Source organism: Legionella hackeliae (genome assembly GCF_000953655.1).
GTDB classification, from domain to species: Bacteria; Pseudomonadota; Gammaproteobacteria; order Legionellales; family Legionellaceae; genus Tatlockia; species Tatlockia hackeliae.
Genome location: NZ_LN681225.1, coordinates 870,195 through 894,477, shown reverse-complemented (window position 1 = coordinate 894,477; position 24,283 = coordinate 870,195). Strand labels below are relative to the sequence as shown.

Sequence of the window (24,283 nt, the reverse complement as noted above, 5' to 3'; positions counted from 1 at the left end):
AATACAATGATAATAAAGAAAACTCCTCTTACACTCCAGAAGAGATGGCAAATTTCCCTATAGAGCGGCTGACACTAGCAAATTTTAGGGAGAACACTTTAACCCTGGAGCTTTATCATGATGACTCAACAATAATGATGGCTAACTGTTTAATTAAAATGGAGTATGCAAACAGTTGGCTTAAAGCTAATAGGAATAATAAACCCTCTTTTGATGATAGCGCCTTACCCTCCAAGACAAAGCTACGACTCTTCAAAGCAGGAGATAGGGTCAGAAAAACGAAAGAGGAGCGAAGCCAAGAGGTTGCCATAAACATGCAACCCAAATTCGAGACGTTTAATGAATTACCAGAAGCGCTTAAACTCGAAACCGCACAAAATTTATCAACCAGTGATTTAGTGAACTTGGCTCAGACATCAAAATATCATTTAGCTTTGTTTAAACCCATGATTAATGTTCGTAAGCTACTTAATCACGTGGTGCGTGGTGAGCATTATGCAGTTCACTCAATATTAACAGAGGATATAAGTTTAATGTTTAAAAGAGGCAAAGTAACGGATTGTTCTGGGCGAGAATTTGAGAACATAAGTGCCTTTGAATATGCACTTTGGGCCCTGGATAAACACATGTGGGGAAGAATGATTAGGCGCGTACCTAAGAATGAAGAAGGTAAAAAGACATTCCAAATATTGATTGCTCAATACAACAAAGTCAACACCGACGGAGTTACTTATAAGCTTAATGGAAAAATAATCACTGAAAAGCATTTTGATTTCGAAAATACCCTCATTAAAGAGCTGCAAACGCAAGTAAATTCGATGAACGAGCCAGGGGTTAAGAATTGGGATGCCATTGATAATCAGTTGCGAGAAGGTGTTGGTAGCGCACAAAAACGACTACCTATGCATATTGTTGATGAATACTGCTCTAAGGAGCCATTCGATCCTGTTCCTGATTTTATCTCACAGCCAATATCAACGAGAAAATTCTACATTTGGACTACTGATAGAGACGAATATTGGTTTAGCGGTGATTCCAAGTTAGGTTCTGAGTTTGCTATATATAAAGGCACGTGCTTCGGGCCGGTGCGTGCCCGACCGGCTGAGTGGCTCACCGGGCCGTGGCCCGTGCAGCGGGACGTCCTGTTGAGGCACGTGAGCGCGGATTTAGTTGCCATGAAGGCATTATGGGAAGTAAGAACCCTAGATCTTATTAATCTCAAATCACAACTGGAAGAGCAAATGGGCTTGGATAATCACTACCAAATTGTTCCGATGTGATCTAACCAATAAAAAAGGGCTTATTTATTCGAATAAGCCCTTTTTTAGAATGAAAAACCAAAGTTCGACTGGGGAGCATTTACTTACTTTAATTCGTAAAGTATAGTGAACAGGTAGAAGGATCTTTAATAAATTCTGTTTATGAATGAAAAGCTTATAGAACAAATTAAACTTTTTATAGCGAAATATAAGAGTAAATCTACTGAAAATTTTGAGGAACAATTTAAGTTATTTTGTAAAGAAAATAATCTGATTTTAGTTAAACCTAAACAAGATATTTCTTCTTTTGATCTTCTACAGGGTCAGATTTTATTTTTAGAAGCCCAAGATTTTAAAGATACTGAATTAAAAAAAGCCCATGATGCTGCACGAGAAGCACTCGGACAATCTTTCGATAACCCAAATGATACTAAGGCAAAAGACGCCTCACAAAAAGCTCTGGAAGTGCTATGTCTTGCAAAGAAAAAATATCTCAATCTATTGCATCAGGGAACAAGCTTTTATAACTTTAGATGTCAATTACATTATTTGTTTAATAAAAATTTAGACGAAGCGGACGATATTGACATTCCAAATTTGCTTCATAGATTGGCTATTGCTAAAAAAGATATTGAATCCTTTCAAACCCGTTTTCCCAACGAAGCAAATTTATTTTCAGCATTTCTATTTAGCTTTTTTGCTCAAAGTCTTAAAGATAAAATGGAATCGTTTGACTCCTTTTCCTCTAAAATTGATACTTCCAAAGAATCTGCCATTCCCAACAAAATTGCTAAAGATTTTATCTTCTTTCAAACGTCTCAATTAAATCAGGTAAGAAGAATTTGTCCTGAAGAAATTCAATATTGTATGGAAAACGCCCAAAAATGCTTCTCGCAATTTAACAATACGATGAGTAAAGAGATAATCGAATTTTTTGCCCTCGATCTTTTCCATTCAAATAGTTTAGCTGTTGAAGATAAACCTGGCACAGCAGACTCTGCTTGTAACTTTCTTATAAGTTGTATAAATCAATTGAATGAAAACTATAGCGAAGTTGGCAAAGAGGAATTAGCCCCTTTTTGACATGAAAACTCGTCTTACCCTCGGATGCTTTTAAAGGTCTTGTTGTTTGCATTCAATGCTCACACTAAGCAACTATACTAAGATATGAATAGGTTCTCAGGAAAAAATAATGCATAACCCTTCAGCATCGAATCCCTTGCTTTACACCGCCATTATGAATCTTGATGTTGAACAGTGTAACGGTCTTTTAAATGATAACAAAATTAGCGATATCAATGAATTTTCCGAAGTGATTACGAGTCTTCTCGCTGCCCCTAAAATTAATGAAAATCGTCATTCCTTTGGTAAGGCAGTTCAGATTTTAGATAACCTTTCGAATCAAGGTTTGTCTCTTGATGTTTACAAGTTACCTGAGGAGATATTCCATCGTTTATTGATGGAATATCCTGATACAGTTTTTAAGGTTATTAACGATTTTCAAAAAAAAATCAATCCAGAGTCATTCTCGGTTTATAGTGAGTTTCTGCAAAAAAATCTTGATGCGATGCTGTATAGCTATTCTGTATTAGGTTTCCCTGATAAAAATGGTCCTGCTTTTAAAAAATGTTTAGATCTTATTTTAAACTTTTTAAATGAAAATCAAGTCGATTATACGAAAGCACCCGAATTTGCATTTTTGCAAAGTTATAAATCCTCTTTTTGGCATTTAATGGCAACTCTAGTACAAAATGATAGTGTCATATCCTTCCAATCACTCCGAGAATTTCCAATATTCGCTCAATCAATGGATGATTGGGAAACATTGGCTATCTCAGAAGACAGTCCTAGGATATTCAGCAAAATTTGGCTAAAGAACATGGAAAATATGAGCCTGGATCAAATTTTCTCTACAATTAATACGCTTTATTCCAATCAAGCCTATAAATGTATTTCAGTTGTTATGGAAAATTTAGAGCTCAATGACGAAGTAATAAAACGCATTCAGGATTTAAGAACAATAAGTTCTAAGGATAAAATAAATGCGCTAAAGACAGGTAATTTTACAAAATTAAAACTGAAAGAGAATGGTGAAATTTTGCTTGCTCTATTTAAAAATAATTATCAACTTGCAGCAATCGAAAGTTTTAATTTATCTGAAATAAAATCCTATGATACCCAAAAAGTAAAAGATACCATGAAATATCAATTTTTATTTTTATTTTCATCAACATCTTTCGACAAAATTGATAAATTAGTTACCTCTATTCCTAAAGATCATCCCCATCTACAAACCATTAAAGAAGTTTATGCGGAGGTTAAAACTAAATATTGTGGCGCTGCACCCTGTTTTTCACGTTATGTTAAACCGCAACATACTGATAAACTTAAACAGATTTATGGAAAAACAGCAGGAAGCATTTATGATGATATCCAATTTGGTGCTAAACGCATGGAATTAGTTTATAAGCTCAATAACTTATTATCTAATTCAACACAGGTTACACCAAGCAGACCACCTTTTAACACCCTTTTACCCTCTAGCGGTAAATCACAATTAGCTGCTGTGGCTCTTGAAAAAGTATCTGATCTGCTTTTACAGACGGGACGAGAGAAGGAGGTAGGTCAGTTACGAGACTCTAATGATTATGGAACACCTGTTCGAGCGCAGTATTCATTTGCATTACCTCTTATTCGAAATGTGTTTTATTCCTCAAATAACGTAAGAGTAAATAAAAATGATTACTCGGTCAGTTATGGGCTATTTTATGATGATCTTCAAGTTAATAACATTGAGGAGACTAAATCTATTTTTAGTGGAACTCCTGAGGATTTTCAAGCAAAACCCAACTTGCAATGGCGACATGGAATGGCATCATTAAATGATACCTGGCCTAATATTGAAAATTTATTTGCAGAAATCTGGTCTATGGATTTATCTCCTGCAGGAGACTATTCTAGCTATCAAGAGAAGCTTACAGGCTTTTATAAGAGACTGGCCGAATTATCGTGGTTGATTGGGAATACCCAACCTCTACAACGTGGCACGGGTAGCTTTGCTGAAACGGTAGTCGCATTAATGCATGTCCATCATGGTTTAAACCCGCCAATTCTCAAAATTGATTTTCCACAACTTGACGTATTAAATATTACATTTCCTTTAGAGACCTATAAAAACATCTTCCCCTATTTTTTTGAACCATCAACCATTCCTAAACACTTAAGATCACTTACTAATATTCCTAACATGGAAAAATTCTCTATCTCCCAACAAATGCACCTTCTACTCACTCAATTCCAACAACAACCAATTACTAGTCGTTATGAGCTCGATGAAATTTCAATCAATGCTGTTCTAAAAAGTCATGTGACAAAAAATAAACCACCAACATTTGCTTTTTTGAATAAAGCAAAAAATTTATTAGCCAAAACATCAAATTATTATTTTTCTCTCTTTAATAAAGCGGAGAGTCCTGAGCAAAAAACGCTTCTTGTTTTAGCTATATTACAGTTTTCTAAAAATAAACATTTACAATTTGATATAGCAAAACAAATTTGTCTGGATAATTTTATTGGTTGTACTCACACGATGGATAGGGAACAAGTTATTAATAATGCGTTAGACTTCATCAAGACCAAGGCACTTGAAAATCCCGAAAATATGGACGAAAAAAGAATTGAACATTGGGAACATGCTGCAAAAGAAATTGCAAAAAATGAAATGGGGGAACCAGACAGAATAGTCCTCTCCAAGTTTGACAATAGCTTTATTAAGAATGGTACTGATAATAAACAAGAAAGTCCCTCAATACCCAATAAAAATAAAGTCACTATTAGCATCATGAAGATACCTCTGAATGAAAGAGAAGAAAATATTTTCGCGGTCTATGCGGTATTAAAGAATGATGATTTGTTGAGACATCCTAATGGAACCGTTCCAGCCATTATAAAGACCATACGAGACATAGTGGCGAATATCGACCCCTCAAAAGAAGACAATATAAGTAACGCTATTATTGAAATCAAAAGAAAAATAGCTGAAAACAAAGACAACAATTACAATGAGAATGCCGATGACATTCTCAAGGCCTTTGCCAAACCAAGCTGTTGCGATTTTCGCAAAATTCGCGAGGCCTTAACCGCCAATCCTAAAATGGATGAAATAATGAAACCTATCCGAGAAAGTGGGCAGCTAAAACTGTAAAACAAGAAACTTAATCCTTAGAGAATACCTTTGTTCCAATGATTGTCACCCCCTTGATTTATTAGATTTTAGTTTTTGATAGACAGAATTTTAGTACCTTAAACATCATGACCTTCTGTTATCCAGACAGATTAAGTACATTTTGTCTTCTATTCAAGCGAATAATTTTGCTCTAAACTACAAAAAATTAACTTGCCAATGCTTAAATTTATAGTTTTTGCACGACTAAGACCTCATCATCGTTATGCATATCAGTTGTGGTAACTGTTTTCTTTGGTGTTTCACTCATTAACATAATTTTCGTATCTGTTCTTGCCCCAAAAAATGACGCGATATAGTTCTTTGTTAATCCATGCCCATCTGCAGGAGAGTTACCTATTGAGTTAACAAGAATAAACCGTGAATCAGGAGCGGCACGTTTTAGAAGTGTAAATATAAGTGCGCCTAATGCCTTATCATCCAAGTACTGGAATATTCTTATGGCTATGAAATTAGTGGGTAAATTGCCATCAACATCCAGATCCATGCACTTATTAACATTAGCTACATCATTTAAATTTACTTGCCGGCAAGGTAACTGTTTACTTTTTAACATTTTAATAGCCTGGTCACTATAATCATACCCCATAACTGGATATTTCGTTCTGTACTCCTCCAAGAAACAACCTGTAGAGGCACCAAACTGTAAAATTTTAGAGTCCTTCTTTAAATAAACATCTAACATAAATTGTTTAAAGAATATTTGCGAATAACTGCTAGAACGAATAACTTTTCCGTTCTCGTAATTACCTACCGGGTTTTCATCATTGTATTCTTCCCAATAGTCTTTGTTTTTTTTGTTCTCTGGGTTCTCTGTGTCCAATGTTTTTTTAGATTGGATAGCTTTAAATTGTGGCTTCATAACAAATATTGACTCATTAGTTAACAAATAGAGAGCGATTTTATCACGAAGAAGATTACTTAAACCTTAAGGAAAAATGAAAACCCCATCGGTGGATTCCAACTTATTAGTGCAATTATTGTATGTAGGGAGTCAGATTATAAATAAAATGTACTACTCTATTGGTTATAAAATGGAACATTTTTATATTTTTCCGTTCTATTTAAATTGATTTCACATCCTTGAATTAAGGCATCTATATGATTGAAGGGTTAACCAGAGGAAATTGAATTTATACTAAATTTTAAATTACACGATATACTGGCTGTATAATGAATCCCCCTACTTGTCATCAAGGATCCCACATTTGAATCACCAATATCAAACCCCCTATGAACTACTTGACCCTAACGTCATTTTAGATGCTATTGAAAGCCTGGGTTTTCTTTGTACTGGCAGTCTGCTCGGACTTAATAGTTATGAAAATCGTGTTTATCAAATAGGGATTGAAGATGCTGAGCCTCTCATCGCTAAATTTTATAGACCTCATCGCTGGAGCTCAGCAGCTATTTTAGAAGAACATCAATTCTCATTTGAATTAGTAGAGGAAGAAATACCCATTATTGCGCCTTTAATAATAGACAATAAAACCTTACATCATTATAGTGATTTCAGTTTTGCCCTCTTTCCGAAACGCGGCGGCCGCGCACTAGAATTGGACAATGACGAACAATTGACATGGATGGGGCGTTTTATAGGGCGCCTACATGGAGTCAGCTCGTGCAAAAAATTTCAACATCGCATTCAATTAAATACTCAAAGCTATGGCCATGAACCCTATCAATTCCTGATTGAACAAAATTTTATTCCAGAATATTTAAAACCTAATTTTTGTAACACTGTCGAAACAGCCTTACAAAAAATCAATCAGATATTCGAATGTATAGGCCCCATTAAGCAAATACGCTTACATGGCGATTGTCATGCAGGAAATGTGCTATGGAGCTCTTCAGGACCTCATATTGTGGACCTAGACGATTGTCTTATGGGCCCTGCGATACAGGATCTTTGGATGTTGCTTTCAGGTGAACCCAAGCAAATGGATATACAATTGACGAAGATTCTACAGGGTTACTGTGAATTTCATGATTTTAACCCACGCGAACGCCATTTAATTGAAGTTTTACGCACGCTACGCATGCTGCATTATCAAGGATGGCTCGCAAAACGCTGGGCTGATCCAGCATTTACTTTGAGCTTTCCATGGTTTAATACACCAGTTTATTGGCAGAATCAGGTTATTAATTTAAATGAGCAGATTGAATTATTAGATCAAATTGAATGTTAGATGAATCTTGTTCGTACCTGACAAGATTCATCAACAACTGGTTAAAACGTTGACGCATCCATAAATAAATTAAAATCCCCAAACTAAATCTTCTAACTCTTTTAAAGTAGATACCGTGTTTTCCCAATCGTTAATTCTAACTTGAATCCTTAAGTTACTTCTATTTATGAAGAAGCATTAATGTAATTGATGACCGAGATTAGAATTTTGTTCATTAGGTAAACATGGATTTATCTCTGCTTCAGATGAAATTAACCCTTCTCATTGGATGTTGGCATTAAATATAATAGTTAACTAATTTATTGAGAGTTGCAATATTCCAGAGATTTTTAAATTTCATAATATAAACAAGATAACTCATAAGATGTCTTTCGCCTGCTATTTGATGGCCTAAACTGAATAGGAAACTTAAATTAGATTTAAAATTATAACTTCCACCCAGGGTAGTTAATGTGGTTTGTTTACCAGTAACAAGATTACCTGTTTGATTAAAAATTTCAGCACCCAACCCTCAAAGTAAAAATTCTTTGTATTTGGAGCTAGATTTTGAACATAGCCACCACCACCATACGTGGTCCAATCACCAAAAGACTTTTGAATCCAGATTGGATAAGTATTAATACTTCTACCATTACCCAATCCTTTTTTAGGATTCCCTGTTGGAAAACTCACAATTGGCGCAAAAGCAATCTGGGGAAATTTATTTGTTTCTTTAACCAGGGCTTATTTAAGAGTTAAATTTATATCAGTAAAACCGTATCCTCTTAGCAAAGAAGGTTCTTCTGTATCCTCTGCATGAATAAATTGTTTTTGATAAAGTAAACCGGTTGTTAAGCTCACTTCAAGATTAGAAATCGCACCGTAATTAATTGTTAATGAAGGAATATTTGCTTGGCGATAAATTTCAGATTTATCCATTGTAGAGAATAAATAGAATTGCCAGTGCTTCTATTCAACAGGCATGGGATCATCTGTAATAAAAGGTGGAGCAGCGTTCGTAAGCGAAGCAATCTGTTGAAGAAACACTCCTAATATAAATTTCTTAAAACTTTAGGATTTCTTTCAGTTTTACAGTTTTCGCCTTTCAGTATAGCTCCCACTTTCAATATTTAAATTTAGTATAAGGAAAAATCGATTTTTTATATTAGAGCCAAGTTTTAGAATTAATCAAATGAAATGGACTCGCCCACTCTAGTACGGCGCCCAAGAAAGTGCTGAAAAATGGAGGAGTCCAAGGTGAATATTAAACGATTAGCTGTTGATTTGGCAAAAGATGTCTTTCAATTATATGGTGTTGATGAACAAGGCCAAAAGGTATTAGATAAGCGTCTTACTAGTCGGGAGAAGTTTACTCGATGTGTTATCAAGCTCGGCGCAAGCTGTGAGATTGTGATGGAAGCATGCGGTAGTGCTAATTATTGGGCAAGAAAATTTATCGAGTTTGGTCATGTCGTCAAACTAATTTCCCCACAATACGTTAAGCCCTATATTCAGCGGAATAAAAATGACTTTCGAGATTCTAAAGGGATAATGGAAGCGTCTTTCTGGCCAGGTACACCCTATGTGACACCTAAAACGATAGTTCAACAAGATATCCAAAGCTTGCTTCGTATACGCACTAACTATTTAGAAATGCGTACAGCTGTGAGTAATCAAATAAGAGGGTTAATGAAAGAATATGGCGTTTTCGTTAAACAAGGCTATAGAAGCTTTTGTTAGGTATTAGTAAGCGCGGCGATACTTATGTGCGTCAGTTACTTATTCATGGTGGTCGAGCTGTTGCTCGTACTTGTAGTAAAAAAAATGATAATAGAAGCTGTTGGTTCAATCGAATTAAGAACAAGGTGGTTTCAATAAAGCGGCTGTAGCTGTTGCCAATAAGAATGCACGTATTGCTATGGCAATATTGTTATCAGGTGAGCCCTATAAAAAATCAGCCTAATGTCATAAAAAAGCAATTAATAAGTATACACAAAACTGAATTGCGAAGAGCATTCATCATAATGTTAAACAGGTAAGACCAACGCTTGAAAAACCTGATTAAGTCTGGGGCCCACCAAGGCCGGTAATCAGATAAGGAGCAAGCGTGCAAAGTTCATTAGGGTACCGGAGGCAATAAATTGATTCTAATATGCATTCACTGTCTTTCCAGATGTCGGATATAAGACTGAAATCTTAACCTTTTAAACAAAATGAAGTTTATTCTTTGACAATATGGTCGAGTCCATATAAGACTTAATGAGTGAATTTTAACCTTCCCTATATGACAATTTGAGGTTCGGCCGGGATCCCAACGAAAAGGACCGTTTCTTGTTATTTTTAACTCAATTTAAATTCAACTCAGTTTTTCCCTATCTCCTGTTAGAGGAAATAATCCAAATCGATTAAGATGACCTGTGTGATACGGCGATAAACCATTGAGCGGGGCGAATTTCATAGCCTTTAGTTTTCATCTCATTGATAACATTAGTCATATTGGCCACGACATGTAGAATAACGGCATTAGCAGCCAAGCGACCAAAATTAATAATTTTCTTTTGGATCCCTTGTAGGTAATCTTCAATAGTCCCCTCATGTCCGAACGCTACCCAATCAATGAAGTTATTAAACTCTTCACTTTCACAAGTGGCTGCATGAATAACCCGCCTCAGTTCAATATCATCGATATAATTGAGCAAAAATACCGTCTGAATTACCCGGCCTAATTCACGAAATGCCTGATAAATCTTATTCTTACGGCTTTGCGTGCATAACTAATTGTTATATGAAAATTTTTGTTTTATCTACAAAGTCTGAGTTTAAAGGAGTAGGATAATTTGATTATTAATTGATCATTATTTATCCTATATAGCCTACTTCGTATCAATATTGCTATGATCAAGATAATTATACTAATTTTTGTTTTTTTTATTAACTTTACTCTTCACGCATCAGACACAGAGTCATCCTCTTGCAATAATGCTTGCAAACGAATGACTATCAAAGTCCGCGGAAATTCAGCTCACTTTTACTGTTTGCATAAACAAGATGCGCCATCGGGATGGGGCTGGGTAGAAGATGGAAATTCACAGCAAGCACTACCATTATGTGAATGTCATCCTATGAGTCGTCCGGAAAAAAGATATTATGTGTATTGCGCATAAGATAAAAATTTGGTCGATATTAACATTGGAAATTTAATAAAATTCAGGGTCTTTAAAAACGTTTATTCCCATGTCTATAAGCTTCATATTGAACCTTTCAGTATATGGGATTAACCCTATTAATTTCACTTTTAAGCCATTACCTGTCTTCACTTATCAAATCTGGTTTAGAATTTATCAGACCTAAGATTGATACCATCATCACCCCATCTTACATCCGCAACTTTAGATGACTGTATTAAGTATTTATTGAAACCGAGGATTTTAATCAAGTATGAAATGTATAAACATTCAATGTCGGAGTCCCTATATTAATTGAACTATTTCATGGAATAAGAAAAATATTATTGTATAATTTTTTATATATTGTATATAATATATATTATTTGGAGGTGTAGAATGGAAAAGATTCTAATATCAATGTCAGATCAATTGGCATCTAGAATGAGGTCCACTATTCCTGCGCGGCAACGCAGTAAAACTATTGCTAAATTAATTGAAAAAGAAATAGAGAAACGCGAAAAAGCTCTCTTTGAATGTGCCCTAGCAGTTGAGAAAGATTCTGTTTTAGAGAAGGAAATGAAAGATTGGGATATAACCATAGGAGATGGTCTAAATAATGATTCGTGGTGACGTTTATTGGGTAAATTTAAATCCAACAACTGGTTCAGAAATCAATAAAGAAAGGCCATGTGTATTAGTCAGTGCCACCCCTATTAATAAAGCACGACGCACTGTTGTGGTCGTCCCTCTTTCTACCTCGGCGAAAGCTATACCACCTATAACAGTGGCAGTTACGTGTTTAGGGAAACAGGTAGTAGCTGTGTGCGATCAAATCAGAACTATTGACAAATCTAGACTAATGAAATCTGCTGGTAATCTATCAGCATCAGATTTAGATAAGCTAGACGATGGATTAAGACAGGTTTTATCTTTATAGCGAGTCGTGTGAATGGAAAAATGTGAAAGAATTCTAAGTGCCCCTCCTCTTTACTGACATATCAAGTATTTTCAATAATCGTCAGTGAAATTTATGGAATCTCAAAAGAATTAGCAGAAAGTGAATATATTGAGGCATTAAACCAACTCGCTTTAGAGTTCAATCTTTCAGAAAATCAAATTCAAGAATGGTCAGACAATCCTGAAACAAGGCTACACCTTTATAGAAGAAAAGATAAAACCTTACTTTTTTCTAAGAAGAAAAATATTGAGTATACTGGTAAAGATGTTAGCTTTGATGAAATACCTCATGATGTTGATCAAATCTATATTACGGCAGACGGGAAAGATAGAAAATTAATATCTTTGCAAATTAAAAATAATATTTTCAAATTTTTTCCTTTGCATGAGTCAAACACTATTTTAATTCAAGGTGACGAACAATGGGGGAATTGTATATACGAAACAATAAACTGCAATCTGGAAAAAATAAAAAAACCATTTAGAGATTTTCTATATCGCTTTATAAACTCAATCGGGTATTCATTAATTATTTGTTTGTCCTTTTTAGAATTACGACTTATCAAAGTCGCAGCCTGGCCGCGTAAGCCGCCACATGCTCATCAAAATGAATAAAATCACAAATAATCTGGTTTTTCATAGGTTACCATTCTTAAGAAAGAAGGAAACATACTGTAGAAGCTGCTGAAAATTCACTCTGCGATGCAGTCACAGAATTCTTACAGTATCATGATCATAAAGAAAATTCTCCTTAGCCCCCAGGGTAATTTAGGTTCCTTAACTTTATATCACTGGGAAATTGCCTTGGTGACCGGCTTTGGGGTGGGTATAATTAGTCTGCTTGCATCCTTTGGACATTTGGTTAAATTTCAAACCTCTCGTTGGGGTATAGCTTTTGTTGCCCCTGTCGGCACTGCCCATTTCTGATTATTTTAATCATGCAATGCTACCAGAAGCATTAGTGACAGGTTAGGAGCTGCATTGCTATCCTTGGTATTATCGTTAACACCGCTGGATCAGTTCATAGAAAAATTACAGGATACAAACAGTACAAAGCTTTAACAGCCCTAGGAGCTAAGTATTGATAGCGGCATTTTTCTTTAAACCCCATACGAATAGCCAATAATCACAATTGATTTGTAACGTTTTCATGTTAGAGTGTTGTGTCTCAAATCATTGATTTGGAATTTAGATTTAGCGTTTATATGGAGTGTATATGCTGAAGAAAAAAGTAGTTTCCTTTGCAATTTGCAATTTATTAATAACTTCCATTAGCCATGCTGGTGCAATGGGGGATGTTAACAATAACTTTGCTGTGTATGTTCCCAATTTGCCCGCATCAAGTGAATTTACTGCTGGGGCTGTTTTTCTACGTCCAGGCGGAAGTAATGATTATGCGGTTTTAGTTAGCCCCTTCACCCCAGATGTAACAACGCCTATTCTTTCCCCAGATTGGGAGCCTAAAGGAATTGATGCTGATTTTAGCCCAGGATTTACACTAAATTATCGCTATGTTTTTGCAAATTCAGGGACTGATTTTAATCTCTACTGGACGCATTTACATACTTCTGATGATTCAACATTCCCCGTGAATAGAAATCCCCCACCTGAGCAACAAATGACAGGACCATTCTGGAATGTTGGTCCAGATGCAGGACCTGTCAGTTCAGCCGCCGGCCAATTAAAAAATAAATACGATGTGCTTAATGCTGAGGTAGGTAAGCATTTAAATTTTGGTCCAAACCTTAAAAGTCGTTTTTTTGCTGGGGTAAGTGGTCTTTGGCTAGAACAAGAAATAATTGCCAACTTTGGAGGTACAGATCCTATTCTTGGTCCTTTTCGTTTTGGTATAAGCACCAAATCTACTTATAACGCTGCAGGTATGCGTTTGGGAATGGAGGGAGAATATGATGGATGGCATAATATCAATGTGGTGGGGTTATTAGCTGGCAATTTATTCATTGGGAGCCAACAACCCTCTACGAACTCTACTGGTTCAGGAAGTGTTTTGGCCGCTGCAGGAATTCCTGTAAATTATCAGTCCATCTCGCATAAAAGCTTTGTGCAAGTTGTTCCAGCCCTAGATGCAAAATTAGGCCTTAAATACTCACGACAATTTGCAAATGATAAATTATTTGCAATCGAAGGAGGCTATATGGCTTCAATTTATGTGAATGCGATACAAAACTACGTTCCATCAACCTATGTTCCCGGGTCTTTAGGAATAGTGAGTGGCGCGATGTTTTTGCAAAGTTTAGTCAAGACAACCGATAGTTTCTCTGTGGATGGACCCTACGTGACTGCCTCATTAAAAATCTAACCCTCAAGTCAACAAGACATCTGTCGCCTACCTGCCTCGGCTTGTCCGGGGCATCTAGAGAGGTTTTGAAATCTGTTCAATATTTCGTACAATATTTTTTGTAAGAAGGTTCAAAGGTAAATTATTTTCACCTTCGCCAAAAGGCTCCTCTAATTCTTCTGCTAAAATCTCCAAACCTAACCAAATATAAACAATCATTACCATAACCACGATCACTAAATAACCGAAAGTATCAGCCCAGCCAAAAGGGAACATAACGATATAAAATAATAACGCTTGCTTAACGAAATAAGAAAATGCAGGAGGGATAGTAGTGTTCGCAATTCTTTCACATCCTCCAACCATATCAATTAAGTTCACTATGTGTGTATCGAGTGCTAAATATTGCTCAAATTGTAAGACATTTTTTTGGCGTAGTTCATTAATGATGAAATACATACGCTTTGTTACGAGTAACACGGGATTTTGGGAGTTAAGTTCATGGATACATAAGGAAAGTAGCTCTGTCTCCAATTCTTTCGTGTTCTTTCGCAAATGCGCAGTAATAATCACGGGCAACTTAACTAAAAGATCATAAAATTCAGGGTTTTGTTTTAATCCAACAAAAATATCAAATTTTTGACCCAGGTTACGACAATTATTGACAATTCCTCCCCACAAAATACGCCCTTCCCACCAGCGCGAGAAACTACTGTTTACTCTAAAACTTATTATCACCGTTAAAATAAAACTAAAAATCAGATGAAATTGTCCTAAATTGTATTTATTCTTATTTTCAAAAAAATAAGCAATTAAAACTGCATAAATAATAATAATTGCCATTATGGGTAAAAGTTTGCGGAAAACTTTTTCTTTATAGAAAAGAAAAAGATGGGGAATCCAGGTTAAAAGATTATAGGATCTTAATTTCATCAAAACTTGCCTTTATTGATCTATTTAATAATACACTGACCATATGTTTTTCGAGTTAAGTTTATCTATAAATACCTTTCAGACAAAGGTAATTCTTTGAATAATCGTTGAATATTTTTTAATACGCTCAATAACAACACACAACTGATTATCTATCCATTCAATAAGGAATAAAATAAAATGCTTGCTTCAAAAGGCAATGAGAGGGATCTACGTTGATCATTTCCGATTATAAATTAAAACAATATCCAGAACTCAACAGCTTCTTAAAAACCGACCAGGAAGAAGAGATTTTACAGCAAAGTAAATTGCTGGCCCATTCGTATGCTGGATTAACTACCCCTTCAGAAATAAAACTAACGCCTATTGAAATAGCTGCTTATTTCAATAAAAAAATTCATGTAAGAATTCTATTATCTTTACCAATACTTCCTCTAGGAAATTATCCGCAATTAGTGGGGTATGTATTAAAAAGAGAAAATAACGACTCTCAATCTATGGATCAACATTCAGCAATTGCTACCTTATTTACTGATGCAAGCCAGTTTGTTGAGTTAAATAAAATGTCGTATGAAGCAGCAACATGTCTGGTAAAACATAATGATGCCTGTAAAAAAATAATAGACCTTTTTAAATCATCCCAACAATTTATTGAGCTTGCCAAAGGATCCAGTAGTGCTTCTCAATGGATGCTGTTTGATGAACCCAATGCCTCTAAGGTGATTCAACTGTTTAAAAAGTCCTCAGAGTTTAATGAACTTGCCCCCAATGGTGGTACTGTTGAAGCATTTTTATCTCATGACTCTGTCTGTGAGATAGTCGCTGGTTTATATACTCACGTAGATGAGTTTTTGGATTTAGCCAGACGATCTGAACCTTTACGCTCCGCTTCTGCAAGACTGGTGGGAAACGCACGCTCTACAGAAACAATCGCAAAACTATTCCCTCGTGCAGAAAAATTTATCGAGCTATCCGAATTGTGCCCTTTAACAGCACAGTATCTCACTATACCCAAACCAAACTGTATCATTATTGCGAAACTTTTTAAAAGCCAGGAGCAATTTTCTAAATTTGTAGCCACAAAATGTATTTCAGCCCACTATTTAGTTCTTTATGACGAGCCCTGTAAACTACTCGCCAGATTATTTACAAACACCAAGCAGTTGCAACAACTGGACGAAACGATGAAAAATTGCAGTTTTATATATAAAACAGACTGTTATGTAACTTTTATAGGAAAACATTTGGACTCTAAGCAGCAACTGAAGTTTTTCAAACCCGAGGATGCAAAAGATACTTCACTACAAGCGCCCCCAGGATATGAATGCTAGATGTTTAATTCAGTTTACGTCGGGAGTTGCACATTCGAAACTCCAGACCTATCTTCAGTTTCAGATACCAATTGATTCTTAATTTACTTTTGGAAATCTCTAATTGTAAACGGAAATAACAAGCTATCTATTATTTCGAATTACTTAAAAATATAAGTACTTAATTAGTTAGAAAATCATTCATGCTCAATATGTAGACATTTCAACGAAAAATCATTGAGATGTCAGCTTAGATTCAACTGATTAGTGCAACTTTTGTATATAATAAAGACAGAAGAAGTTAGTAAACTTCCCAGTCTTTAAATACAGTAGTTGTTTAATAAGTTATACGCGTTTGGACTATCTTAGGTTACTCGACTTATAAAGCGAATTACACACAAAAGTATGCCGATGATCGCCAAAGAGATAAGCCTAGGTATGTAAAAGCTAATGAACAGATTAAAACGTTTATTTCAGAGAAACTAAAGCAGGATTGGAGCCCAGAGCAGATTAGTGGTTATGCGAAGAAAAAGCGATTATTTAATTTAAGTTCTGAATGGATTTATCAGTTCATTCTAAATGATAAAAATCAAGGCGAAACTCTATTTAAACATTTAAGGCATCAGCAGAAGAAATATCATAAACGCTACGGTAGTCCAAAGCGACAAGGACCTATTAGAATTAGACGTTTCATTGATGAGCGACCTAAAATCATTGATAAAAAAACTCGAATTGGTGACTGGGAGATAGATACAATTATTGGTAAAAATCGTAGACATGCTGTTGTTTCAATCGTTGAATGTAAAACGAAGTTTATGCTTCTTAAAAAGGTCACAGACGAGTATCAGAATCTGTTACATAATTGGTTATATTTTAATCGACTAATTATTTCTATGAAAAACCGCTTTAGCGTCAATGTGGCATGGGTTACAGGTTGATTTAAAAGAGAAGTAGCCCATTTGCATACCTACAATCACTGCCTTGGATTTATCTTGTGCATCATCTAAGCTTAACCTGGAGTATATTTCAAGAGAATCTCTTTTAGTATGACCTGAGTAAGGATGAATAAAGTGTCATCAATTTTTTGCATCACAAGGCAAGTTCTATAGCTTAACGTCATTTAATTAACTTGACGTTGCCAACAAAACTCATTATTCGGGCTAGACTATATAGTATGGTGCAAATTTGGTGACTTACTATGGTCAAGGAATCAACCGGAATCAAAGGATTAGATGACGTTCTTTATGGTGGCTATCCAGCAGGAAGACCTACGCTTATTACGGGTGATTCTGGTACGGGAAAAACAATAATGACCCTTTTGTACGCCCGAAACCTACTATTACAGTCGGAACCCCTACTCTATATCTGCATGGATGAAAAACCCAGCGACTTAATTGCCAATATGAATTCGTTGTATAACAAGACGGAAACACCCTCATTGGATCAATTATTTTTTATCGATGCAGGAAGCCAGGTTGATCAGGAAGTATCAGGTAATTTTGATATGATGCTTCTGATAGAGCGCGCATCAAACTTGATAAAAAAGCATAAAATCAAAAGTATAGTTGTGGACTCGATACAGTCTATTCAATTGGGTACAACGAATTACAATCCAAGCCATGAGATTCTCCAGCTTTTCGAGTATGCCAGAACAAATGATCTCACTCTTGTGGCAACATTAGGTGAAGGCTTGTTAGACAAGGATGAATTGGTTGCCCGATTCTATGTTGATTGCGTCATTGAATTAAAGCAAGTCGTAAAAGAGACCATAATGACCCGCTTTTTAAGGGTTTTAAAATATAGAGGATCGCAACATGGAACTGATGTATACCCCTTTAGTATCAACAACAAAGGGATATCGTTGTTACCTATAACCAGTTCTAATTTAAAATATGATTCTACGGTTAGTTACATGTCTAGCGGGGTCAAAAAGCTGGATCAGCTCTTGGGAGGACGCGGCCTTCCTCTCGAGGCCACCATAATTATCAGTGGCCGAGCAGGCACTGCAAAAACGTCCTTAGCGGCGAAGATTGCCGAATCGGCCTGTGAAAATGGTCTAAACGTATGTTTCATGTCGTTTGAAGAGTCACCAGGAGATCTCATTCGACATACAGCGAGTTGCGGTATCAATCTGACAAAGCATGTAGAATGCCAAAAGCTGTTCCTGCGATCCCATCGCTCTGTTGAGCAAGGCCTGGAGGAGCATATTTTAACCACTATCGATTTTATCGAAGAAAACAAAATTGATATGATTGTCATTGATCCCATAACCGCATTGATGGACATTGGTGATAGCCGATTCGTTAAAAAACTGCTGTTACGATTCACCAGCTACGTTAAAGAACGCCGCATGATGGCTTTGTTTACAGAACTTATACCCGATTATTCTGATGATAAAAGTTATCTCAGTATTTCAAGCTTGACCGATGTATGGATTCGTCTTCGTCTAGTTGAGGAGGACGGAGAGTTTTACAGGGCTCTCCATGTAATTAAGGCTCGTGGTTTGCCGCAATCTCATGAAGTAAAAGAGATGAAATTAAGTGCTACCGGCATCGAACTACTCGATCCGTACGTAAGCGAAAATAAAATAGTGTTTGGCTCCAAAAAAGCCATTCTCGAAATGAAGGACAAAATGATCGAGACCGAGATGCGTGTCGAGGAGAGAAAAATTGCTGAGGATATCAAAGCCCTTCAGATGAAAAGACAAATATTGCAAGAAGAGATCAAATTACAAGTAAGCCAAAAAAATGCTTATCAGAAATCGAGGGAATGAGGCACTTTATGACACTGGTACAGGAGAAACGTCAAGTTACACTTTATATCCACAGCAAGTCGCCTCTCTCAATTGGTGCAGTTAAAGTCGTGAGAAAAATTTCTAGGGAAAAATCATTTAAAGCAAAATATCGACTGGCAGTAATTGAAATAGACAAGAAAATTGAGTTGGCTGAAAAAAACAAAATTTTGGCAACACCTGCGCTTATTATTGAAACAAACAATATCGAAAAAAGGATCATTGGCAACTTGTCCGATTTAGCGAGCATTTACAGGGAACTGTCTATAACTGGTGAATAGCATGAATCTCAACGAGGAAAAGACACTTAAAGGCTGGGCGGCACTGGTCAACGCACTGCAAGTTGGTGTCATCATAACCGACAATGAGAGTGTGATACGTTATATTAACGTCAGAGCTGCCGAAATCTTCCAGCGAAACTGCCAGGAACTCATAGGTAGTCCCTTTGGGTTTACACTAAGCAAGAATGAAGATACCGAAATTGAAATCATCCATCCAGACCAGAGCGTCACCATTGCTGAAATACATATAAATCAAGGGTTCTGGCTCGATAGAAAATCCTGGATTATTACCCTGCAGGACATTACTGAGAGAAAACACAAGGAATCAGAACTCGAAGTTGCAGCAAGAGTATTCAGCTCCTCCTGTGAAGGCATCATCATTACCGACATTGATGGTCGAATGATTGATGTAAATACGGGTTTTGAACACACTTTTGGCTATAAAAAAGAAGAAGCCATCGGCAAAAACGTCAGTTTGATAAAATCAGGCATGCAGCCGCCAGAGTTTTATCAGCATATGTTCAGTTGTCTCAAGAAAAACGGTAGTTGGCAGGGTGAACTTTGGGACAAAAGAAAGGACGGCAAACTGGTTCCAATAGTCCTAACGATTAGCTCCATAAAAAATGTCAATAATGAGACAGTGTTTTATGTCGGTTTGTTGCATGATATATCGATTATCAAGAAACAAGAGCAAGAATTGAGATATTTGGCACATTTTGACCCCCTTACCAATCTTTATAATATAAATTACATCACCGCAGAGCTGGAAATATCCATTAAACACTACAAAACATCCGGAACCCCCTTTTCTCTTGCATACGTTGACATTGACCGATTTCAAGATATAAACAAGCAGTTTGACACCCACATTGGGGATATAGTTCTTAAAAAATTCGGGAAAAACATGAAGCGTTTTATTGGTGAGCAAGGGTTGGTTGCTCGTGTCTCAGGCAATACCTTTGTAATATTGGTTAACCAATATCATGCCGAAAAATCGGCTCATATTTTTTTTGAAAAACTGATGAAAACCATCAACAAAAAGATCAGAATCAAAAAAAATGATATCTATATTTCCTGCAGTCTAGGATATGTCATATACCCATTAGAAGAGAACACCTCCTCAGGTCAAGTTCTTCGCCAGGCAGAAGCTGCCATGATTGAATCCAAAATAAAAGGAGGCAGTCAAGCCACAGAATATAACATTGATGAAGTCATAGAGCAAAAATACCGATACCATATCATAAGTGAGGTCACTCATGGAATTAACGCCAATGAGTTCGCTGTATTCTACCAACCCAAGGTAAACATGAAGACTGGAGAAATCTTAGGGGCCGAGGCTCTGATACGTTGGCATCACCCACAAAAAGGCTTGTGTTATCCAGAATATTTTTTACCCTATGTTGAGAATAATGAGGTAATGAATCGTCTATCATCGCTTATTTTTGATGAGGTTTTTAATCAGCTGGAAGAGTGGTTAAAACAAGGTATTGATTTAAGGATAAGCATCAACGTATCTGCTCATGAGCTTCAACAAGAGAATTTTTTTAACGAGATCAAAACAAAGATGGAACAATATGGCAATAGATTAAATAGGAATATTGAGCTTGAGTTACTAGAATCGGCAGCTGTTCGTGATATTAAATCAGTCAGAAAAATTATATCTCAATTTCATGAAATTGATTTGCGAATATCTCTTGACGACTTTGGTACTGGATACTCGTCACTCAGTTATCTTCGAGCACTGCAAGTAGATGCAATAAAAATTGATCAGTCGTTTATCAATGAGATTTCCAGCAGCCCCAAAGTAATTGCTATTATCGATTCTATTCTTCACATGGCAAAGCGGTTTAACCAGAGCGTTATTGCAGAGGGAGTAGACTCTCTAGAAAAAGGTATCTTGCTCCTGAAGCTTGGATGTGTCGAAGGGCAGGGATATTTTATAGGAAAGCCTATGCCTGTCTCTGAGTTTCAGAGCTGGATGGAATCATGGAAAGCACCTCCAGAGTGGCAGCAACAGCAGTCGGTGTACCAGGAAAATCTCGATTTAATTTACGCCCAATCATTCATTGTATGGGCAGTCAATACACTATCTCAAGCTAAAAAAATTTCCCACAGGGAAATGGTAAGCTTAGAGTCTAGCCTGAACTCCTTAGCCCACTATGTAAATAGCAGCTTTTCGCCACACTCGAATACCGTGAAAATGGAACTAGAGGAACTGATTGATGAATTTTTCCAAAAATGTAAATCTTTCAATACCGCTAGAATCACCCAACAAAATAGAGAGTCTTATCTGGCTGACCTCGTAAATTCCAGCCAATTATTGCAAAAAAAAATTGATCTACTAAATTTAAAATATGAACCTAATCAGAACAATCTATGTTAGCAAAACCGCAGGACACCTATCGATGTCAGATATTGATCATATATGGCGTATCTCGGTAAAAAACAACTCAGAGCTGCAGATACACGGATTGCTGCTGTACAAAAAAAATCAATTTATTCAGGTCCTGGAAGGTGAAAAAAAGGACATAAAAAAAATTCTACAAAAAATTAAAAAAGATAAACGACACAGCGAATTCAAAATTTTAGGCTCCGAACCGATTGATCACATTCATTTTAAACATTGGAATATGGGATATATTCTGGAAACCCCTCAGACCAGGCACATATTGGGGCAGTATTTTCCCGAATCCTATGCTCCTGATACCTTAACATTCGAAAGAGCTGTCCGTTTACTGAAAGAAATCGCTAATCAACACGGTGTTGTCCTTGATATTAAAACTCCTTTGAGGACTTCAGATTAAACTATACTGCCCGCGGCCACGTAAGTATTATTTGCGCGAAGCAATATAAACCAGGTAGCAGTAAGTTTCATTTCTACATCTCATTAGTATCTATCACTACAAATCCTAAAGAACTTATTTTATGTTGGTCGCCTATTTCCTACCCTGACTAGGCGTATCAAGTATTCATCGAATTTGTTTCCTCAGTTATGAAATCAACTTAATAGGATGTATGTCATAAATTCTCAAATAAATGGATTCGATACACCGAATGTAAATAGAGGCGTCAGGATAAAATAGTTTTATGGCTTTAAACTCCTGATTCAGGTACAAAATGTCATGCGGCTGATAGTAATGGTTGCCCCGATGGCTAGCCCTTCAAGAACAGGCTTCAACAATAATCTTCAAGCCCAATACAGTCCCATATTGTAATAAATTCTTGGAAATTTCTTAAGAATTAAACTATCACAAAATTAACCCGTTAATGCCTTCGCTTTTCCATAGAAACGCGCTATAAAGGAGTAAATTATTACTTTCGACGCTTAGGAATATCTGATACCCACTTTGTTAGGGCTTCAATTTCACGACAAATTTCTTTTTACCAGCCGACCTGCTTCGACTTCTCTTAGAATTTTTACAATTTGTGTTTCTGTATAACGTGATTTTTTCATTTTTGTTCTCCTCAAACATAGTTTAACTTCGAGAACTCTAATCAGAAATGCACCTATTTTAGGTGAGGGTTACAATTCCTCCCTAAAAATAACGATATTTTTAGGGAGGGTGAAAAATGGAAAATAATTTAGAAAATTTCCTGTGCCTTAACACCACACTGATAGTATTTATTGCCGGGTTCATTGAAATTTGAACTACCCATTTTTACCAGGATCTCGACCAGGGGGTTCTTGCACAAAACCAATCCATAATGTCTCTTTACTTTTCAATCTGTTCGTGTATAGTAGGAGCCAAATTTAATCTGAATGAATATAGATTGGACTTATATATGCAATCCAAATCCGAAATTTTTAATAACTTACTAGAAGAACTTAAAATTGAAACCGCTCAAAACTTATCGAATCGTGAGTTAGTTAATCTTTCCATGACATCAAAATATCATTTCAACTTGTTTCAACCTCTGATTGATGTTCGTAAATTATTGCATCATGTGACACGCGGGGAACACGATGCGGTTAAAGCGATGTTAAAGAAGGACATGAGTTTAATTTTTAAAAAGGGCCTCGTTACGGATTGTTCTGGGCGAGAATTTGAGAACATCAGCCCTTTTGAATATGCGCTATGGGCCCTGGATAAACACATGTGGGCAACAATGATTGCGTGCATTCCTCAGAATCAAGAAGGCAGAAAGGTATTTAAACAATTGATTGCTCAGTACAACAAGGTGAACACAATTGGTGTTACTTATAAGCTGAATGGAGCAACAGTCACTGAACAGCATTTTGATTTCAAAAATATCATCATTGAAACGCTGGTAGATTTGGTAAACGCGCAAGGGGTTAAGAATGGGAATGTCATTGGTATTGAGTGGCGAGTAGGTGTGGGTGGTGTACAAAAGCTACTGCCTATGCACGTTGTTTATGAGTACTGCTCTGATGAACCTTTTTTCCCTGTGCCGGACTTTACCTCACAACCAAAATCATCGAAACAAATCTATGATTGGGTTACTGATAGCAATGAAAATTGGTTTGGCGTTGATTCCAGGTTGTCCGTTGATTTTGCAGTATATAAAGGCTCGGTGGCTAAAGCACGTGCCTTACTCAGCCCGAGATTGCCCGGGGTTCGCTTGGACTTCGATTTGAATGCCATGATAGCCTTATGTAAGGTGAGAACAAAGGATTTTCTCGATCTCAACTCACAGCTTAAAGACCAAATGACGTTAGATAATCATCACCAGGTGTCTCAGATTTGTCCGAATTGATATCATGTCGATGGAGAGGTTCGGCGCCGTAAGGCGCCACATGCTCAGCCCAGCATGAGTCCAAAAACCATAAAAGCAAGTCCTGTATAACCAGCGGGCTCCTATTCTCACCCACCACAGAAATTGATCCTCTCCCTAAAATTAATCCAGCATTAATTA

At 36.4% G+C, this 24,283-nt stretch carries 17 protein-coding genes and 4 pseudogenes; 15 read left to right on the top strand and 6 right to left on the bottom strand.

Annotation, left to right across the window (positions count from 1 at the left end):
- The first annotated feature begins 314 nt into the window (after positions 1–314).
- The 3 genes from LHA_RS04095 to LHA_RS17245 all read left to right on the top strand — a co-directional run bounded on the left by LHA_RS04095 (position 315) and on the right by LHA_RS17245 (position 5,463).
- Positions 315–1,280 (top strand): hypothetical protein, encoded by a 966-nt coding sequence (locus tag LHA_RS04095; RefSeq protein WP_045107388.1) that lies wholly within the window; start codon positions 315–317, stop codon positions 1,278–1,280.
- 141 nt (positions 1,281–1,421) lie between these two features.
- Positions 1,422–2,342, top strand: a complete 921-nt coding sequence (locus tag LHA_RS04090; protein ID WP_045105404.1) for a hypothetical protein — start codon at positions 1,422–1,424, stop codon at positions 2,340–2,342.
- 109 nt (positions 2,343–2,451) lie between these two features.
- A complete protein-coding gene (locus tag LHA_RS17245; RefSeq protein ID WP_052673581.1) occupies positions 2,452–5,463 on the top strand; it encodes a hypothetical protein in 3,012 nt (1,003 codons plus the stop codon).
- A 208-nt stretch (positions 5,464–5,671) separates the two neighbouring features.
- Here LHA_RS17245 and LHA_RS04080 read toward each other — a convergent pair whose 3' ends face one another.
- Positions 5,672–6,364, bottom strand: a complete 693-nt coding sequence (locus tag LHA_RS04080; protein WP_045105403.1) for an SAM-dependent methyltransferase — start codon at positions 6,362–6,364, stop codon at positions 5,672–5,674.
- A 346-nt stretch (positions 6,365–6,710) separates the two neighbouring features.
- Between LHA_RS04080 and LHA_RS04075 the strand changes: the two genes are divergently transcribed.
- Positions 6,711–7,691 (top strand): serine/threonine protein kinase, encoded by a 981-nt coding sequence (locus LHA_RS04075; RefSeq protein WP_045105402.1) that lies wholly within the window; start codon positions 6,711–6,713, stop codon positions 7,689–7,691.
- A gap of 447 nt (positions 7,692–8,138) precedes the next feature.
- Here LHA_RS04075 and LHA_RS16885 read toward each other — a convergent pair whose 3' ends face one another.
- Positions 8,139–8,363 carry a hypothetical protein gene (locus tag LHA_RS16885; protein WP_156413572.1) on the bottom strand — a complete coding sequence of 75 codons (225 nt, stop codon included), beginning with the start codon at positions 8,361–8,363 and terminating at the stop codon, positions 8,139–8,141.
- Between the two features lie 51 nt (positions 8,364–8,414).
- Positions 8,415–8,609, bottom strand: coding sequence for a hypothetical protein (locus LHA_RS15930; protein WP_052673579.1), 195 nt, complete (start codon positions 8,607–8,609; stop codon positions 8,415–8,417).
- 318 nt (positions 8,610–8,927) lie between these two features.
- On the opposite strand from LHA_RS15930, the pseudogene LHA_RS04065 reads away from it, so the two are divergent.
- Positions 8,928–9,633 (top strand): annotated as a pseudogene (locus LHA_RS04065) (IS110 family transposase).
- 442 nt (positions 9,634–10,075) lie between these two features.
- Here LHA_RS04065 and LHA_RS04060 read toward each other — a convergent pair.
- Positions 10,076–10,432 (bottom strand): annotated as a pseudogene (locus LHA_RS04060) (Tn3 family transposase); the annotation flags it as partial.
- A gap of 801 nt (positions 10,433–11,233) precedes the next feature.
- Between LHA_RS04060 and LHA_RS04055 the strand changes: the two are divergent.
- The 3 genes from LHA_RS04055 to LHA_RS04035 all read left to right on the top strand — a co-directional run bounded on the left by LHA_RS04055 (position 11,234) and on the right by LHA_RS04035 (position 14,114).
- Entirely contained in the window at positions 11,234–11,467 is a 234-nt protein-coding gene (locus tag LHA_RS04055) for a hypothetical protein (RefSeq protein ID WP_045105400.1), read from the top strand.
- Positions 11,454–11,774, top strand: coding sequence for a type II toxin-antitoxin system PemK/MazF family toxin (locus LHA_RS04050; protein WP_045105399.1), 321 nt, complete (start codon positions 11,454–11,456; stop codon positions 11,772–11,774). The genes LHA_RS04055 and LHA_RS04050 overlap by 14 nt, the downstream gene beginning before the upstream one ends.
- Positions 11,775–13,010: 1,236 nt before the next feature.
- Positions 13,011–14,114, top strand: a complete 1,104-nt coding sequence (locus tag LHA_RS04035; protein ID WP_045105396.1) for an Lpg1974 family pore-forming outer membrane protein — start codon at positions 13,011–13,013, stop codon at positions 14,112–14,114.
- Between the two features lie 54 nt (positions 14,115–14,168).
- Here LHA_RS04035 and LHA_RS04030 read toward each other — a convergent pair whose 3' ends face one another.
- Positions 14,169–15,026, bottom strand: coding sequence for a bestrophin family protein (locus LHA_RS04030; protein ID WP_045105395.1), 858 nt, complete (start codon positions 15,024–15,026; stop codon positions 14,169–14,171).
- Positions 15,027–15,241: 215 nt separating this feature from the next.
- Between LHA_RS04030 and LHA_RS04025 the strand changes: the two genes are divergently transcribed.
- The 6 genes and pseudogenes from LHA_RS04025 to LHA_RS15920 all read left to right on the top strand — a co-directional run bounded on the left by LHA_RS04025 (position 15,242) and on the right by LHA_RS15920 (position 22,212).
- Positions 15,242–16,357, top strand: coding sequence for a hypothetical protein (locus LHA_RS04025; RefSeq protein WP_045105394.1), 1,116 nt, complete (start codon positions 15,242–15,244; stop codon positions 16,355–16,357).
- 332 nt (positions 16,358–16,689) lie between these two features.
- A pseudogene (locus LHA_RS17640) lies at positions 16,690–17,169 on the top strand (IS30 family transposase); the annotation flags it as partial.
- Positions 17,170–17,534: 365 nt separating this feature from the next.
- The gene (gene kaiC / locus LHA_RS04020; protein WP_052673577.1) at positions 17,535–19,109 is read left to right on the top strand and encodes a circadian clock protein KaiC; all 1,575 of its coding nucleotides are present in this window, start codon (positions 17,535–17,537) and stop codon (positions 19,107–19,109) included.
- 8 nt (positions 19,110–19,117) lie between these two features.
- Entirely contained in the window at positions 19,118–19,408 is a 291-nt protein-coding gene (locus tag LHA_RS15925) for a circadian clock KaiB family protein (RefSeq protein ID WP_052673576.1), read from the top strand.
- A gap of 1 nt (position 19,409) precedes the next feature.
- Complete coding sequence (locus LHA_RS04015; RefSeq protein ID WP_045105393.1) at positions 19,410–21,791, top strand: putative bifunctional diguanylate cyclase/phosphodiesterase; 2,382 nt, start codon at positions 19,410–19,412, stop codon at positions 21,789–21,791.
- A gap of 22 nt (positions 21,792–21,813) precedes the next feature.
- Positions 21,814–22,212, top strand: coding sequence for a BLUF domain-containing protein (locus LHA_RS15920; RefSeq protein ID WP_052673575.1), 399 nt, complete (start codon positions 21,814–21,816; stop codon positions 22,210–22,212).
- 559 nt (positions 22,213–22,771) lie between these two features.
- On the opposite strand, the pseudogene LHA_RS17635 reads toward LHA_RS15920, so the two are convergent.
- Positions 22,772–22,862: pseudogene (locus LHA_RS17635) on the bottom strand (transposase); the annotation flags it as partial.
- Between the two features lie 329 nt (positions 22,863–23,191).
- On the opposite strand from LHA_RS17635, the gene LHA_RS04005 reads away from it, so the two are divergent.
- The gene (locus tag LHA_RS04005; protein ID WP_045105392.1) at positions 23,192–24,124 is read left to right on the top strand and encodes a hypothetical protein; all 933 of its coding nucleotides are present in this window, start codon (positions 23,192–23,194) and stop codon (positions 24,122–24,124) included.
- Positions 24,125–24,283: the final 159 nt, after the last annotated feature.